Origin of the sequence: Idiomarina sp. OT37-5b (genome assembly GCF_002968395.1) — a bacterium.
Classification (GTDB): Bacteria; Pseudomonadota; Gammaproteobacteria; order Enterobacterales; family Alteromonadaceae; genus Idiomarina; species Idiomarina aquatica.
On record NZ_CP027188.1, the window covers coordinates 1276506 to 1290965 of the forward strand.

The window sequence follows — 14460 nt, forward strand, 5'->3', positions numbered from 1 at the left end:
CGGGATAGGCTATGACGAACCGTCAATGGTTTACATTGCATTCGTGGGCCGGCTTTGCCTTTGCCGGCCTACTGTTTCTGGTCTGTTTGACCGGGGTGCTGGCCACGCTCAGTTACGAAATTCAGTATCTGAGCGATGACAAATACCGTGCACTGGAAGCACGGGACGGTGCAGTTGCCTGGGCGCAGTTGGAGGCAAACCTGGCCAGGAATTACCCCGACAGCCATTTGCTGGGCGGTAAAGTGCATCAGCAACCGTATCTTGCGGGTGAAGCACGGTTAATGACGCCTGAAGGTTTTCGCTTTGTGTTTTTCGATCCCGCCAGCGGCAAAGTGCTGGGAGAAGGGCAGTGGGGTCAATTGTCCCGTTACTTGCGTGATATTCATATGTACTTGTCGATGGGAAGTATCGGTAAGTACCTTGTGACCCTGACCAGTGTGTTGCTGTTGATCTCCTTGGTCTCGAGCTTTTTTGTCTACCGAAAATGGTGGCGAGGGTTTTTAACGAAGCCCGGCAAACTGAGTTGGAAAAAGCGAACCGATTGGTCGTCTTGGCACAAATGGATGGGGCTGTGGGCCTGGTGGTTAATCGCAGTGATGGCGGTAACCGGTGCCTGGTACCTTGTCGAACGCATTATGTTTGATACCGGCGTGGACCACTATCCGTCAGCGCCGACGATTACGCATACTGAGGTTCAACGGCAGCAGCGTGCTCAGTCGCTGGCAGTGTTGGTTGAGGCTGCCCGGCAGGCTCGGCCTGATATGGATATTACCGGTTTTTATTATCCACACAATTATGATCAGGTGATGGCTTTTGTTGGCCAAAACGGCTCGACTCTGGTTCGGGATCGCGCTAATCGGGTGTACCTTGACCCGATCACGGCCGAGGTTGTAAGCACCCAATATGCCAGCGAGCTGGATCTGGTGGCGCGCATCGCTGATACCGCTGATCCCCTGCATTTTGGCAACTTTGCCAGCGGCAATTTGTCCGGTGTTACGGTGAAACTGGTCTACGCCTTGTTTGGCTTGATGCTGACCGGCTTGGTTGTTGGCGGTATGCGGATGCATTATCTGCGCACGCAAAGGCGTGATCCGAATACCGCGAAATGGCTTGGAATTACCGGCAGTTTCTCGATTGCGCTGAGCATTGCCGCGCTGATTTATACCACGATGGTATTTGATGAGTACGGAAACACATCGACGTCATTATCACCGCGTCTGGGTGATTTAATGCAGCAACATCAGCACTAGTTCTACCTTTCCACTCCCTGGAACGGTACTTGTTGCCCCGACATTCACGTGTCGGGGCTTTTTTCTTTACCGATTGCCGCGTGGTGACTTATTGCTAGCGTTGCGCGGTTTACGCGGTGGACGCTGCGTTTTCTTTGGGGGTGGCGTTTTACCGGTAAGTTCGACGTTGCTAAAACCTTCCAGTTTGCAACGTTCGATGGGCTGGCCGATGAGTTTTTCGATCGCTTTGAGAGTCTTAAATTCTTCGTCCATGACCAAAGAAATGGCGTGACCTACCTGACCGGCGCGGCCGGTCCGGCCAATACGGTGGACGTAATCTTCGGCAACTTGCGGCAGATCATAATTGATCACATAGGGCAGTTTTTCGATATCCAGGCCGCGAGCGGCAATATCGGTAGCAACCAGCACCTGTATTTTGCCGGCCTTAAAGTCGCTCAGTGCTTTGGTGCGTGCGCCCTGACTTTTGTTACCGTGAATGGCTGCCGCCAGAAAGCCGCCGCTGTCGAGTTGTTTCACCAGACGGTTGGCACCGTGTTTGGTGCGTGAAAAAACAATCACCTGAGGCAAGTTAAGGTCACGCAGTATTTGCATCAGCATGCGAGGCTTTTCGCTCTTTTCTGCGGCGTACATGGTCTGCTCAATCCGCTCGGCGGTGGAATTTGGCGGCGCCACAGAAACTTCGACCGGGTTATTGACCAGGCTTTTGGCCAACGCACGGATGTCGTCAGAAAAGGTCGCCGAAAACATTAACGTCTGGCGCTTTGTTGGTAACAGTTTGATGATTTTTTTAATGTCATGAATGAAGCCCATGTCCAACATGCGGTCGGCTTCGTCCAGTACCAACACTTCCAACTTTGGAAAGCGAATGGCGTTTTGCTGGTAAAGATCGAGCAGGCGGCCCGGGGTTGCGACCAAAATATCAACGCCTTTACGCAGTTTCATCATTTGTGGGTTGATTTTTACCCCACCAAAGACAACGGCATAATTTAGCGGCAGTCCGGCGCCATAGGTTGCAACACTTTCACCCACCTGCGCTGCTAGCTCGCGGGTGGGGGTAAGGATCAGCACACGCGCGGTATTGGCTTTAGCGCGTTCGTTGTCCTTTAACATTTCCAAAATCGGTAAGGTAAAACCGGCGGTTTTACCGGTCCCTGTTTGTGCCGCGGCCATTACGTCGTTACCGGCAAGTACCGGAGGAATCGCTTGTGCCTGGATCGGCGTTGGTTCTGTGTACCCCTGGCGTGTAAGGGCGGTAAGAATTTCAGGGCAAAGTCCGAGATCAGAAAAAGTCATGTATAAATGTGCAACTCAGTAGTGATAAGAACGGGTATTCTACCTCAGAGCAGCGCTCACCGCATTTTATTTCAGGTTTTGGCCGGCTGTAAGCCGCTTTAGGGCAACGGAATAAAGTCATCGGCGTCGCCCGGAATGCTCGGAAACTGCTGTTGCTGCCAACGTTGTTTGGCAGTTTCGATCAGGTTCTTGTCGGTTGCAACGAAGTTCCAATCGATGTACCGCGGGCCTAAGGAAGCGCCGCCGATAATGACCAGCCGGGTGTCGGATTGAGCGGTAACCGTTAGGATTTTATCGTTACTGAATACCGCCATGTGGTGATCGGCCATCGTAATGTTTGCAATCGCCAGATCACCCTGCACGATATAGAGCGCGAGTTCTTCAACATCAGGTAACTGCAGGCTTGCGCCCTGGTTAAGTTGGATTTCCGCATAGAGCGTTTCTGAGAAGGTGATGACTGGTGAGGATTGGCCAAAGGCGCTGCCAATCAGTATTTTTGCCTGGCCACCGTCAAAATTGATGTTCGGTAGACTCGTGCTGTCGTAATGGTGAAATGCCGGTTCACACTGTTCATGAGACTGGGGTAGCGCCAGCCACAATTGTAAGCCGTGAACGTGGTGAGGCTGTTTTGTCACTGCTGTGGTCTGTCGTTCTGAGTGGACGATACCATGGCCGGCAACCATCAGGTTAATGTCTCCCGGTAACACCGCGACATCCGTACCGAGTGAATCTTTATGTTGTATTTGCCCCTCGAATAAATAGGTGACCGTAGCCAGCCCAATGTGAGGGTGGGGTCTGACGTTGATACCGTCGCCGGCGGCAAATGTCGCTGGCCCCATGTGATCGAAAAATACCCATGGGCCGACGGCTTTCATGCCGCGTGACGGCAGAATGCGCTTAACCGAAAAACCACCTAGGTCACGGGCTTTGGGGCTGATGATCTGCCTTAGTGCATCACATCCGGATACCATCCGACATTCACTTTCTAACGATTTCGCCAAGTTGCTCATGCAGTGCTCCCTCGATAAATGCCGGAGAGGTGCTCCCCTCCGGCGGATTGGTTTCGACTGACCGCTTACTCGCCCTGGGTTAAGGTCGAGTAGCTTGAAATCAGGTTGCGATAATCTGGAATATGATTTGAGAATAGCTCACCCAGCCCCTCAATGTCATTGCGCCAGTCGCGGTGCAGTTCGCAGGCGGTGCCGAACCATGTCATTAACTGAGCGCCGGCCTGTGACATACGATCCCAGGCGGCATCGCGAGTTAATGGGTTAAAAGTGCCAGAAGCGTCGGTGACAACAAATACTTCAAAACCTTCTTCCAGCGCGGATAATACCGGGAAAGAAACACAGACTTCGGTAACAACGCCGGCAACGATGAGTTGCTTTTTGCCGGTGGCTTTAACGGCTTTGACGAAGTCTTCGTTATCCCACGCATTGATTTGTCCCGGGCGGGCAATGTATGGCGCATCCGGGAACATCTCTTTTAACTCCGGCACCAGCGGACCGTTGGGGCCGGTTTCAAAACTGGTGGTTAAGATGGTTGGTAAATTGAAGTATTTGGCCAGGTCGCCCAGCGCCAACACGTTATTTTTAAACTTGTCGGGATCGATGTCCCGTACCAGTGACAACAATCCTGCCTGGTGATCAACCAGCAGTACCGCAGCGTCGTCTTTGTTCAATCGATGATAAGTGAAGCTCATTTTGTATACCCTCTCGGTTAATAAACAGGTTTAGCTGAAATCCATTTCCATTAAATGATAGAACTGATACGCTGAATGAGTAGATGGCAAAAATAAGAAAGATTGTTCTAAAAATGGAACGCCAGTATGCAAGACCTCAATGACCTGTATTACTTTGTGAAAGTGGTGGATTACGGCGGCTTTGCACCGGCCGGGCGGGCGCTCGGTATACCCAAATCCAAACTTAGCCGCCGCATTGCGCGGCTTGAAGAAAACCTTAATGCGACATTGATTTACCGTTCGACCCGCAGTTTTCACCTAACCGAGGTGGGTCAAACCTACTTGCAGCACTGCCGCGCTATGCTGGTTGAAGCCGAGTCCGCACAGGAAGCCATTGACTCGTTACGCTCGGAACCGCGCGGCATCATAAAACTTACCTGTCCCATCGCTCTGTTGAACGCGCACATTGGCTGCATGCTGGCGGAATTCATGAACCGATACCCTGAGGTCGAAATCCAGTTGGAAGCTTCGAATCGCCGGGTGGATGTCATCGCCGAAGGTGTTGATATTGCCATCCGTGTACGCCCGCCGCCGCTGGAAGACAGTGATTTGGTGATGAAGGTGTTGTCAGAACGGACCTTATGCCTTGTCGCCAGCCCGGATCTGGTCAATCGGTTGGGGCGGCCTAAACACTTGCAGGACCTGGCGCAGTGGCCGAGCCTGGGGTTGGGAACACCACAAAAGCACTTTACCTGGTGCTGGACGTCGCCGACCGGAGAAGCGTTCGAGGTGCCGTTTAAGCCGCGATTTATCACCACCAATATGGTGGCGCTGAGGGATTCGGCGCTGGCCGGAGTCGGCGTTGTGCAGTTGCCAAAGCTGGTGGTTGCTCATCAGCTTAACGACGGTTCACTGGTTGAACTGTTACCGGACTGGAAGGCTCCGCCGGAAATCATTCATGTGGTATTTCCGTCGCGTCGGGGTCTGTTGCCGGCTGTCCGAACATTGATTGACTTTCTCGCCGAACGTTATCGCTCGTTTGATGAAGAGTAGCGGCAGCATACATAGCATTACAGTCTGTAACAGAATGAAGCACTCAGCTGGCGAGCAATTCTTTACAATAGCGCGACAACCAAAAGGAGTCGTGTATGTTTAAAGTATTTGCTTGCGTCACAGCTCTGCTGTTTACCGGCACCGCATATTCGCAAACCCATTACGTCAACGGACATTGGTGGGATGGTGATAAATTCAACCAGCAAGATTGGTACGAAGTCGATGGAAAGCTCACTCGCCATGCGCCAGAAAAGCTCGATAATCGTATTGATTTGCGTGGTGGCTTTGTCATCCCGCCTTTTGCTGAGGGACACAACCACAACCTTCAGTCGCCCTGGCTTGCTGAGAATTATTCCAAACACTACATCAACAGTGGCATTCTTTACGGCTTGATGATGTGTGGCAGCGCCACACCAGCAACCGCTCAAAAAACACGCACTGTTTTGCGGCAGCAACCCTTGAATATTGATTTGGTCAGTGCGTGCATTACAAGCTCAGATGGGCACCCGGTAAGAATGGCATTACAGCCGGACCCAAGCACGGGCAAAACTCGGCCGCTAGACGATATCTATGATAAGTCATTGATCATCATGGACGAGGTGGAAGACATTCGTGCAAAACTACCGCTGATAACCGCATCAGGTACGCGCACCGTCAAGATCATTTTGGTACATCATGAGGACGCCGGGCGCCGCAACAATGAAGAATATTTTGGCGTAAATGGTCTTAACAAGGAAGTTGTGCACGCGTTGGTGCCAACATTAAAGCAGGCCGGCTTGCGCGTGGCGGCACATGTTGAGTCCGCCGCGGATTTTGCCCTGGCGGTGAGTGCTGGCGTTGACATTATCGCCCATTTACCGGGTTATCATTTTTGGGAGGGGTATGAGCCATCAGCTTACCGGTTAACGGATGAGAGTATTCAGCAAGCCGCGCGGAAGGGCATACACGTGATCACAACCGCAAGCACGGCACGGCTGATCTATGGCGAGCCCAAAAACATCCCGGCGGGTGTGATTGAGAATCAACGGAAGAACTTAACAAAACTGCGTAGTAACGGCGTTTCTATCATCCTTGGTTCGGACAACTTTGCCGGTAATATTTTAACGGAGTATGACTATATAAAAGGCTTAGACGTATTTGGCGACCAGCAATTGCTTAACCTACTGACGCGCGATACCGCCCAAGCGCTCTTTCAGGATCTGAAAATTGGTGAGTTACGAGAAGGCTATGATGCCAGTTTTCTCGTCCTTAAGCGCAATCCTTTGCTGGATGCTGAAGCGCTGAGACAACCCTCAAGGGTTGTCTATCAGGGCGCGGTGTTAGTGACAAACGAAGGTGACTGAGCGCTAAGGTTTTTTCTTCCATTGCCCGTCGATTTTAATGTAGTGGCCGGATTGGGTGCGTTCGATGGCACGCTTTCCGGCCAACAGCTCTACGTCGGCAACGGCGATGTCGTTTTCGTCCGCAATGCGGGCGTATTCTTTGCGCCGAGCTTCATTGATCTGCTCAACAATCTGCCGTGCCTGCGCAGAATCCCGCACCACACCTAAATAGCCATTAGGCTGTTCGCCAACCCAGCCGTCTGCCTTGACCTGATGTAACTGATCCATTGCCTGTTGCAGGGTCAACTGTTGCAGTGCCACTGCTGGCTCGGAATAAGACAGACCCGACAGCGTAAGCAGGGCGATAAAAGCGGGCGTTGCAAGTTTTGGAAACATCTTCATGACGGATTTCATGTCACAATCCTTTGAAATTAAAATAAACCACTGGATTCGGAAATTACATCGTCGAGCGCTTTGTCCACCCGAACATAAATTTCATGTTCAATTTTGACGTTCAAATTGATCGTTATCGGCTCTTTCGGCGCAGCAACTTGCACGGTTGGTGTACAGGCTGTAAGCGTCAGGGCGGCGACAACGACCATGAGACCGTTGCTGAGTTGTATGCGTGTCATATCATCCTCTGATCAATTAACCTTCTGTTGGATACGTTTACGGATTGTGTCGCTGACGCTGTTGCTCAGCTGCAACCCTTTTATTAGCGCTGCTAAATCTTCTTCGAGGCGAATGTTGAGATTTACCTCGCGGCCATTTTCGACCTCTGGGTTATAGCCTTTTAAGCGTAACCCCAGGATGACGTTACCTTTTTCATCATAGTCGATCTCGCTGCTTAATTCCTCATAGTAAAAATTTTCCAACACGCTGGCGAGTGTACGCAGGCTTGGATTGCTGCCGACCGCTGAGCGCAATGCTGAGGAATCGACCGTCAAATGTCCCCCCGGCGCCACGGCGCTGAGGTAACCTTTGTCGACGGTTAATTGATTAGAGTGCCAAACCAGTGGCAAGGTTCCGGATACTTTGCCATCGATATCAATTCGGTCACTCGGGTATTGGCGCATCAGTTCGCCCAGATTGATTTGCTCGAACACCACCGGAATAAACAGTTGCTGATCCATTCGGTATGCTTGCTCCGGTAGTGACACTGAACCACCAAAGGCGTTGATTTGGTGCTGTGATAATACCATGACGGCCTGCGTCGGTTGCTGCAACGGCACGTCGGCGGTAAAGCTGGCCTGGATCGGACCGATCGCGAAACCTTGTTGAATACTGCCGAGATTGAGCGTCGCGGCGCTCAATTGCAGGTGTTTTGGGTTAAGCGTGAATGGCGAGCTCAGGTCGGTAGCGGCCAGGGCCACGGTATCGTAGATGAGATCGACATCCGTGATCGCCAGTTCGCCTTGCTTGGCAGCCCATTGTTGCGTTGTCAGATCCACCTCTAACGTTGCGGACGCCGCTGCTTTACCTTTGCTGAGTTCAAGCAACGGCGCGTAGTGATGGATCAGCCGTTGCCACCGGCGTTGAGCATTTGCCGCGTCAGGCCAGCTAAAGTCAGCTTGCCATTGCGAGCGCAACTGTTGTTGGGTATCGACTTGGGTGTTATGGCGAAGCGTCAAATCGTTAGCGACGGTTATTGCGCCGTCGGCATTAAGCTGTTGATTGGCGTAGTGAGCGTGCAGCGATGTCTTTACCGGAAAGTCCCGAAATGGCGTTAAGTTGACGCTATCGGTATCAATATTGAGCTTAACATCGGCCTGCGTCGCCAACGGCTGTTTAATGTTTATGGTGGCGTTTAATGCCGGCGAGTTAATCTTAAAAATGCCAAACTCTGTTGCTAATTGCGCCGATAATGTTCCATTGTGGTCAATGATAAGTGTCTCTGGAAACACTTTGAGATCCGCGTCAAGCTGTAACTGGCTGTCAGCGTTGCTCTCAATCTGTACGGCGGCGGTTACCGGCCAATGGGCTTTTGCGAACAACTGTTGGTGGTCCAGTAACGCTACGGACAGCTCATCACGACTGTACAGTTGCCAGTTTACCCGCTCGATGGTCTGCTGTTGCATGGGGGCCGGCAGTGGTTCGGGTACTATCGGCCAGGCGGTTAGTTGGCCCTGGCTGGTTAGCGTATAAGCGTGGACGATACCGTCTTCGATGGTCAGAGTTGCGTTGGCAGTCAGCTCGCTGGTAGCGATTGTGTTAACGCTAATGGTGGCTGGTTCGGTTACGCTCAATGACACTTGTGCCGACAGCGCGGATAGCAGTGCTGGCAGACTATCGGGCACGGTATCGGGGTTAAGTGTGCCGGTTAGGGTGACGTTGGGGCGGGTCGCGGACAACGAGCCGGTATCGACGGCGATCGCCGGCAGTGACAGCTGTCCGCCGGCACTTAGCGCACCGGTGTCAACCTGGTAACTCAGGCTGCTGTCGATGAAATCGTGTTTAAGCGACAAATCGACGCTATTTCCCTGACGTTTAATGACAATAGCGGCTTTTTCCGGTGCGTTAAGATTTGCCTTTAAGGTTACTTGTTGTTGCTCTTGGGTCCATTGCAACCGCGCTGTGATAGCACCGATTGCGCTGACGGCAGGGCCGTTAATGTGCAACGAGCGGATGGTGATGTGTTGCGGCAACCAGGTCGGTAACTTGGTTGTGAGCAGTGCTCCGAGCGTTGGTGGTTGCGTGCTGGTGGTGCCTGCCTGCGCTGGCTGGGTGAGTGTCAGCGACAACTGATCGATGATGACGCGCTGTTGTGACAGCTCAGCGACACGAATGGACCAGTCGCTGATGCCAGCGGCTGCCGCTCGTTGATTAACGTAAATATAAGCTACCGCAGCAGCGGTACTGACGATTAACAGCAATGTCAGTAACACGCTGCCGATGGCAGGCAAAAACCGTGTTGCAATCAGACGCCCGCCCAGACGCCACCACTTCATGGCTAATCCCAGTCAGGAGCAAAGCTGGGGTCGATGAGACGATCGCGCTGATCCAGTGCCTCAATATCGGCCATGTTTTCGTCGGTCAACTGCAATTGTTGTGCGTCGAAGTTACTGCGCAAATGCGACACCTTGGTGGTCGACGGAATGCTCACGTAGCCTTTATGCAACTCCCAGGCAATGGCAACCTGCGCCGGGCTGGCATCGTGCTCGACGGCAATCCGTTGTAAGGTGCTGTTGTCCATCACCGCGCCTTTCGCCAATGGCAGGTACGCTGTAACCTTGATGCCGTGTTCGGCACAGGCTTTGGTGACTTTGCGGTTTTGCATAAACGGATGTACTTCGATCTGATTGGTCAGAAGGTTATCGGCACCAACGTGATTTACCGCCCGGTTGAGCAGATCAACGGTAAAGTTGGACACGCCAAAATGCTTAATCAGTCCACGCTCCCGGGCTTCGGTGAGAGCATCGAGGGTTTCTTCCAATGGCACTTCGTCGTGGGGTGATGGCCAGTGAATAAGGGCTAAATCGATGCAATCCCGTTGCAGTTTGGAGGAGCTTTCTTTTAGGCTATCCAATACCTGTTGGTACTTCAGGCGTTCGTACCACACTTTGGTGGTGACAAAGACATCGCTGCTGTCGGTTTGTGCAAGTGCTTTACCCACATCAGCCTCGTTGTCGTAAAATTGCGCGGTATCGACGTGACGGTAGCCGATGTCGATGGCTTCTGTAACCAGGTCAGTCAGTGCCGGTCCGCTTAAGCGAAAGGTACCCATGCCAAAGTTCGGTAACATAAAAACTCCTTATTTTTCTCGCTGTTAATAAGGTAATACCCAATAACCCGAGAAAAAGTGCAATCCGTGTTGTATCACTATAGTTAGCGCCGTTACCGGCATCAAGATTGGGCCATGCGAAAGGTCAGATTTATCCGCACATTACCGGTGGCGGGGTGCTGGCCGTCGGCCAGTTTGGCGACGCCATGGTAGCGCAAGCGATCCTCGCCGCCCCACACCAGAACATCGCTGTGTTGCAATTCTATCCGTTGTGGTGAGCCGCCACGGGTGGTGTTGCCCCATAAAAAGGTCACCGGAAGGCCAAACGAGAAGGACACAATCGGCTGGCTAAAATCCGCTTCGTCTTTGTCCTGATGCAGCCCCATCGCCGCTCCCGGACGATAAACATTGATCAAACACACGTCTGGCGCAAACCCTTGAAAGCCGCACAACGTCGCCGCCTGGCGAGCCTTTGCCGCCAGCTGTGGAGGCATTTCAGGCCAGGTTTTTTGCGTAATGGGGTCGGTACGTTGATAGCGATAACCCTGTCGATCCGCAACCCAACCGTAGTGGCCGCAGTTGCTGCTGAGCACGGACATCGACTTCCCCCCGGGCGTGGTAAAGTGGCGCAGTGGTGATAGCCGCACGCAGTTACGCACCTCGTCAATCAGCTGGGTGGCTTGCGGCAGCAGCCATTGCTTGAGTAAGAAGCCGGCGCTGCTAAACTGCATGGGTTCGCTGGCCGGGCTGTCGAATAAATCGTTTTGCATAACGGTTATTTGCTGATCAGTTGCAACCATTTGGTGAAGGCGACTAACGCCACCGACTGTTGCCGCCGTTTGTGATAAAACACCGCCAGTTCGGGTTTGGTGGTTGCGGCAAACTGCGGGAACAAGGTCAACGACGGAAAGTGCGGCGATTGGCTATAGCGTTGGTCAACTAACGCAACCCGCGGCTGTGACTGGGTTAACTCCAGCGCCATCAACGTATCGTTGCTGTGAATCACCGGCGTTGCCCGCAAGTTGCTGGCGTAATGCTTCAAATAAGCGCTCTGATTGGGGCTGTCGCGGTTAACCAACCAGGGCGTCTGCCACAACCGCTGTTCGTCTTGTTCGTTAGAGCAGGGCACGAGCGTGATTTCGCCGAGCGGATGACGGCCAATGTGCTGATCACGGATCTGGGCTGCTGCAATCACTAAATCGAGGCTGTCGTGCGTGAGATTGGCGGTGAGCTCTGCCGTTTCGGCCGCATCCGGCGACTCGCTGCAGCCGACAAAATTCAGTTGAATGTGCGGATAAAGCGACTGAAAATCGGCCAATTGCTGATTGAGCCAAAATTTAAGCCGTGCCGTGGCAATGGCGACGGTTAACGTGGTCGTGTTATTATCGCTTAATTGGCGCGCTCTATCGAGGGTTTGATCCAATTGCTTAAAAATCGATTCCAGTTGCGGGGCAAGCTCAAGTCCGGCCGGTGTCAGTGAATGCACCCGGTTATCACGATGGAACAGGGTCATCTCCAACTGTTGCTCCAGTGCCTGAATTTGGCGAGTGACCGCCGCTTGGGTGACGCCGAGTTGTTGTGCCGCTTGCTTGAAACTGGCGCAGCGTGCAGCAACGTCAAACACACGCAATGCATTGAGCGACGGAGAAGGTTTTTTCGCCATATTGAGCCTCTAATCGCTGTTTTTCAGCGGCTTGCTATTAATAGTAAAGCGTAATTGTAATTAACTAAAAGTAAACTAACTTGCAGGGAGTCGCAAGCTTTGTCTTATTGGGGTGAATTTTTAACGATTGCTTTGGTGCATCTGCTGGCGGTTGCCAGCCCGGGGCCGGACTTTGCCGTGGTATCGCGTTATGCGCTCAGTTTTGGCCGCAAAGCGGGTTACTGGGTGAGCCTTGGCATTGCCGTTGGCATTATCATTCATGTCACTTACTCGTTGATTGGTGTTGCCGTTATCATCCACCAGAATGAGTGGGTGTATTTAAGCTTATTGATGCTCGGTGCACTTTATCTTGGTTACATTGGGCTCGGCGCTATTACCGCCAAACCTCGTGGCAGTGTCGGTGACGACGCCGATAGCGTAAGTTTACCGAGAAAGCGTAAAGCCTTTAGTGTGGGTTTTTTAACCAATGGTCTGAATGTTAAAGCGACGCTGTTTTTTCTCACCCTGTTTACCACGGTCATCAGCCCGGCAACGCCGTTTGCCGTAAAACTGGGTTATGGTATCTACCTGACCGTTGCGACCGGTGCCTGGTTTGTGTTTTTAACCTGGTTACTGACGCAACCGAAGGTGTTTAAAAAGTTGTGGCCGTACAGCCATTGGGTTGACCGCTTAATGGGTGCGATTTTAATTGCGCTGTCGTTGAGTTTGTTATGGGAGTGGCTGCAGTTAGTGCTATAATGCGGCTCAAAATACGGGTTTAGGTAGAACGTTTTAATGCAGTTATTTGTTAATGATCTTACGGTTATCGATTGCTCTTATTTGTGCCCGCAACGGGGCATCGTCGGCGAAAGCTGGATTGTCGATATTATTCTCGACGGTGCGCTAAACGAGCAGTCGATGGTGCTGGACTTCGGTCGCGTGAAAAAGCAGATTAAGCGCATCATCGATGATTCCGTTGACCATAAGCTGGTAGTACCGGCGGGTCACGCGTACACCAAGGTAACGCACACCGATGATGAAAGCTCGCACTGGGTTGACTTTATGCGACCTAACGGCAAGTCAATTCACCTTTACTGCCCGGCGGATGCTTTTGCTTATATCGATGCCGAAGAGGTTACTGCACTGACGGTGACCGATTATCTGCGCGCGGTGATAAAACGTGAGCTGCCGGGGAACGTTGAGGGCTTAACCTTGAGCTTGAGACCCGAGGCCATTGACGGTTTTTACTACCACTATACCCACGGTTTGAAAAAACACGATGGTAACTGTCAGCGTATCGCGCACGGTCACCGCTCAAAACTGCAAATCTTCCTGGACAATATGCGCCAGCCGGTGCTGGAAAAGCAATGGTCGGATCGCTGGGCCGACATCTATCTGGGTTCAACCGATGACCTCTGTGACGTCACCCAGATGCTGCGCTCTGCCGATGCCCGTCAGGCAGCAACCTCGGCCACTCATGTCGGGTACAGTTACACAGCGGATCAGGGCTTGTTCGAGCTCTGTGTTCCGAAAGCAGAAAACTATGTCATTGATACCGATTCAACGGTGGAGTGCATTGCTCAGTATCTGGCGGATACCATCAAGCAGCAGGTACCGCAGCAGGCGGTGCAGGTGCGGGCGTACGAAGGCGTTGGTAAGGGGGCGATAGCTTATGCGTAGTCTGATTGCCGGTGTGTTGACGTTGGTTGCCAGTGCACTGACGGGTGTGCCGGCTTTAGCGAACGACATTCCGTTAGCGTTGTCCGGTGAACGCACTCAGGGCGCGTTACTGCTCGGTAAAACTCATCCTGAGGCCGAAGTTCGTCTGAACGATAAGGACGTGGCGGTTACCCCGGACGGTTATTTTGTGATTGGTTTTGCCCGCAAAGCGGACTTACAGCAGACCGTAACGGTGACGCTGAACGGTCAGCAGCGCAGCGAGACGCTGACTCTGAGCGAGCGCGAATACAATATTGAGCGGGTGGATGGGGTGCCACAACGTACCGTTACTCCGGATCCTGAGCAGGTTAAGCGCACCAAGCGTGAAGCCGCAAAAGTCTGGCGGGCGCGTCAGCACCGCTCTGACCGGACAGATTTTTTAGCGCCGCTGATCAAGCCGGCGGAAGGCCGCATCAGTGGCTATTATGGTTCGCAGCGGATACTAAACGGTGAACCCCGCAATCCTCATTACGGCGAAGATATCGCCGCACCAACCGGCACGCCGGTAAAAGCCCCGTGGTCTGGCGTGGTGACTCTGGCGGAACCGGATCTGTTTTACTCCGGCGGCACCATCATTATTGATCACGGCTATCGGGTGAATACCACCTATTTGCACTTAAACTCGGTTGATGTCGAAGTCGGACAGACGATTGAGCAGGGCGATGTGATTGGTACCATCGGCGCGACAGGCCGCGCGACGGGACCTCATTTAGACTGGCGTGTTAACTGGGGCCAGGAACGCCTCGACCCCAGTTTGCTGTACAGTCTGTACGAATGAC

15 protein-coding genes are annotated in these 14460 nt (G+C 52.7%); 6 read left to right on the forward strand and 9 right to left on the reverse strand.

From position 1 onward, the window contains the following. Positions 1–11: 11 nt before the first annotated feature. A complete protein-coding gene (locus C5610_RS05965) occupies positions 12–1250 on the forward strand; it encodes a PepSY-associated TM helix domain-containing protein (protein ID WP_105306371.1) in 1239 nt (412 codons plus the stop codon). 66 nt (positions 1251–1316) lie between these two features. Here the strand turns inward: C5610_RS05965 and C5610_RS05970 are convergent, their stop codons facing one another. The 3 genes from C5610_RS05970 to ycaC all read right to left on the reverse strand — a co-directional run bounded on the left by C5610_RS05970 (position 1317) and on the right by ycaC (position 4245). After that, positions 1317–2543 (reverse strand): DEAD/DEAH box helicase, encoded by a 1227-nt coding sequence (locus C5610_RS05970; protein ID WP_105306372.1) that lies wholly within the window; start codon positions 2541–2543, stop codon positions 1317–1319. 98 nt (positions 2544–2641) lie between these two features. Next, entirely contained in the window at positions 2642–3553 is a 912-nt protein-coding gene (locus C5610_RS05975) for a pirin family protein (protein WP_105306373.1), read from the reverse strand. Between the two features lie 65 nt (positions 3554–3618). Then, on the reverse strand, positions 3619–4245 hold the full coding sequence (ycaC, locus tag C5610_RS05980) for an isochorismate family cysteine hydrolase YcaC (protein WP_105306374.1): 627 nt from the start codon (positions 4243–4245) through the stop codon (positions 3619–3621). Between the two features lie 126 nt (positions 4246–4371). Here ycaC and C5610_RS05985 point away from each other — a divergent pair, with 126 nt between their 5' ends. Together C5610_RS05985 and C5610_RS05990 are read left to right on the forward strand one after the other, a co-directional pair. After that, entirely contained in the window at positions 4372–5277 is a 906-nt protein-coding gene (locus C5610_RS05985; RefSeq protein WP_105306375.1) for a LysR family transcriptional regulator, read from the forward strand. 95 nt (positions 5278–5372) lie between these two features. Beyond that, positions 5373–6620, forward strand: a complete 1248-nt coding sequence (locus C5610_RS05990) for an amidohydrolase family protein (protein ID WP_105306376.1) — start codon at positions 5373–5375, stop codon at positions 6618–6620. 3 nt (positions 6621–6623) lie between these two features. On the opposite strand, the gene C5610_RS05995 is transcribed toward C5610_RS05990, so the two are convergent. The 6 genes from C5610_RS05995 to C5610_RS06020 all read right to left on the reverse strand — a co-directional run bounded on the left by C5610_RS05995 (position 6624) and on the right by C5610_RS06020 (position 11983). Continuing rightward, on the reverse strand, positions 6624–7013 hold the full coding sequence (locus tag C5610_RS05995; RefSeq protein ID WP_262340054.1) for a YdbL family protein: 390 nt from the start codon (positions 7011–7013) through the stop codon (positions 6624–6626). A gap of 17 nt (positions 7014–7030) precedes the next feature. Then, positions 7031–7201, reverse strand: a complete 171-nt coding sequence (locus C5610_RS06000; protein WP_105307717.1) for a YnbE family lipoprotein — start codon at positions 7199–7201, stop codon at positions 7031–7033. A 42-nt stretch (positions 7202–7243) separates the two neighbouring features. Next, the gene (locus C5610_RS06005) at positions 7244–9547 is read right to left on the reverse strand and encodes a YdbH domain-containing protein (protein WP_105306377.1); all 2304 of its coding nucleotides are present in this window, start codon (positions 9545–9547) and stop codon (positions 7244–7246) included. Between the two features lie 2 nt (positions 9548–9549). Beyond that, a complete protein-coding gene (dkgB, locus tag C5610_RS06010; RefSeq protein WP_105306378.1) occupies positions 9550–10341 on the reverse strand; it encodes a 2,5-didehydrogluconate reductase DkgB in 792 nt (263 codons plus the stop codon). A 101-nt stretch (positions 10342–10442) separates the two neighbouring features. After that, a complete protein-coding gene (alkB, locus tag C5610_RS06015) occupies positions 10443–11090 on the reverse strand; it encodes a DNA oxidative demethylase AlkB (RefSeq protein ID WP_105307718.1) in 648 nt (215 codons plus the stop codon). A 5-nt stretch (positions 11091–11095) separates the two neighbouring features. Then, positions 11096–11983 carry a LysR family transcriptional regulator gene (locus C5610_RS06020; RefSeq protein WP_262340055.1) on the reverse strand — a complete coding sequence of 296 codons (888 nt, stop codon included), beginning with the start codon at positions 11981–11983 and terminating at the stop codon, positions 11096–11098. 99 nt (positions 11984–12082) lie between these two features. Here C5610_RS06020 and C5610_RS06025 point away from each other — a divergent pair, with 99 nt between their 5' ends. The 3 genes from C5610_RS06025 to C5610_RS06035 are packed head-to-tail and all read left to right on the forward strand — an operon-like array spanning position 12083 to position 14459. Beyond that, complete coding sequence (locus C5610_RS06025; RefSeq protein ID WP_105306379.1) at positions 12083–12721, forward strand: LysE family translocator; 639 nt, start codon at positions 12083–12085, stop codon at positions 12719–12721. 36 nt (positions 12722–12757) lie between these two features. Next, positions 12758–13642, forward strand: a complete 885-nt coding sequence (locus C5610_RS06030; protein WP_105306380.1) for a 6-carboxytetrahydropterin synthase — start codon at positions 12758–12760, stop codon at positions 13640–13642. Continuing rightward, the gene (locus tag C5610_RS06035) at positions 13635–14459 is read left to right on the forward strand and encodes a M23 family metallopeptidase (RefSeq protein ID WP_105306381.1); all 825 of its coding nucleotides are present in this window, start codon (positions 13635–13637) and stop codon (positions 14457–14459) included. Before C5610_RS06030 ends, C5610_RS06035 begins: the two co-directional genes overlap by 8 nt. The last annotated feature ends 1 nt before the right edge of the window (position 14460 follow it).

Excerpts from the sequence above, each read along its gene's own strand:
- C5610_RS05965 (WP_105306371.1), top strand. The coding sequence starts at position 12 with ATGACGAACCGTCAATGGTTTACATTGCATTCGTGGGCCGGCTTTGCC.
- C5610_RS05970 (WP_105306372.1), bottom strand. The coding sequence starts at position 2,543 with ATGACTTTTTCTGATCTCGGACTTTGCCCTGAAATTCTTACCGCCCTT.
- C5610_RS05975 (WP_105306373.1), bottom strand. The coding sequence starts at position 3,553 with ATGAGCAACTTGGCGAAATCGTTAGAAAGTGAATGTCGGATGGTATCC.
- ycaC (WP_105306374.1), bottom strand. The coding sequence starts at position 4,245 with ATGAGCTTCACTTATCATCGATTGAACAAAGACGACGCTGCGGTACTG.
- C5610_RS05985 (WP_105306375.1), top strand. The coding sequence starts at position 4,372 with ATGCAAGACCTCAATGACCTGTATTACTTTGTGAAAGTGGTGGATTAC.
- C5610_RS05990 (WP_105306376.1), top strand. The coding sequence starts at position 5,373 with ATGTTTAAAGTATTTGCTTGCGTCACAGCTCTGCTGTTTACCGGCACC.
- C5610_RS05995 (WP_262340054.1), bottom strand. The coding sequence starts at position 7,013 with ATGAAATCCGTCATGAAGATGTTTCCAAAACTTGCAACGCCCGCTTTT.
- C5610_RS06000 (WP_105307717.1), bottom strand. The coding sequence starts at position 7,201 with ATGGTCGTTGTCGCCGCCCTGACGCTTACAGCCTGTACACCAACCGTG.
- C5610_RS06005 (WP_105306377.1), bottom strand. The coding sequence starts at position 9,547 with ATGAAGTGGTGGCGTCTGGGCGGGCGTCTGATTGCAACACGGTTTTTG.
- dkgB (WP_105306378.1), bottom strand. The coding sequence starts at position 10,341 with ATGTTACCGAACTTTGGCATGGGTACCTTTCGCTTAAGCGGACCGGCA.
- alkB (WP_105307718.1), bottom strand. The coding sequence starts at position 11,090 with ATGCAAAACGATTTATTCGACAGCCCGGCCAGCGAACCCATGCAGTTT.
- C5610_RS06020 (WP_262340055.1), bottom strand. The coding sequence starts at position 11,983 with ATGGCGAAAAAACCTTCTCCGTCGCTCAATGCATTGCGTGTGTTTGAC.
- C5610_RS06030 (WP_105306380.1), top strand. The coding sequence starts at position 12,758 with ATGCAGTTATTTGTTAATGATCTTACGGTTATCGATTGCTCTTATTTG.
- C5610_RS06035 (WP_105306381.1), top strand. The coding sequence starts at position 13,635 with ATGCGTAGTCTGATTGCCGGTGTGTTGACGTTGGTTGCCAGTGCACTG.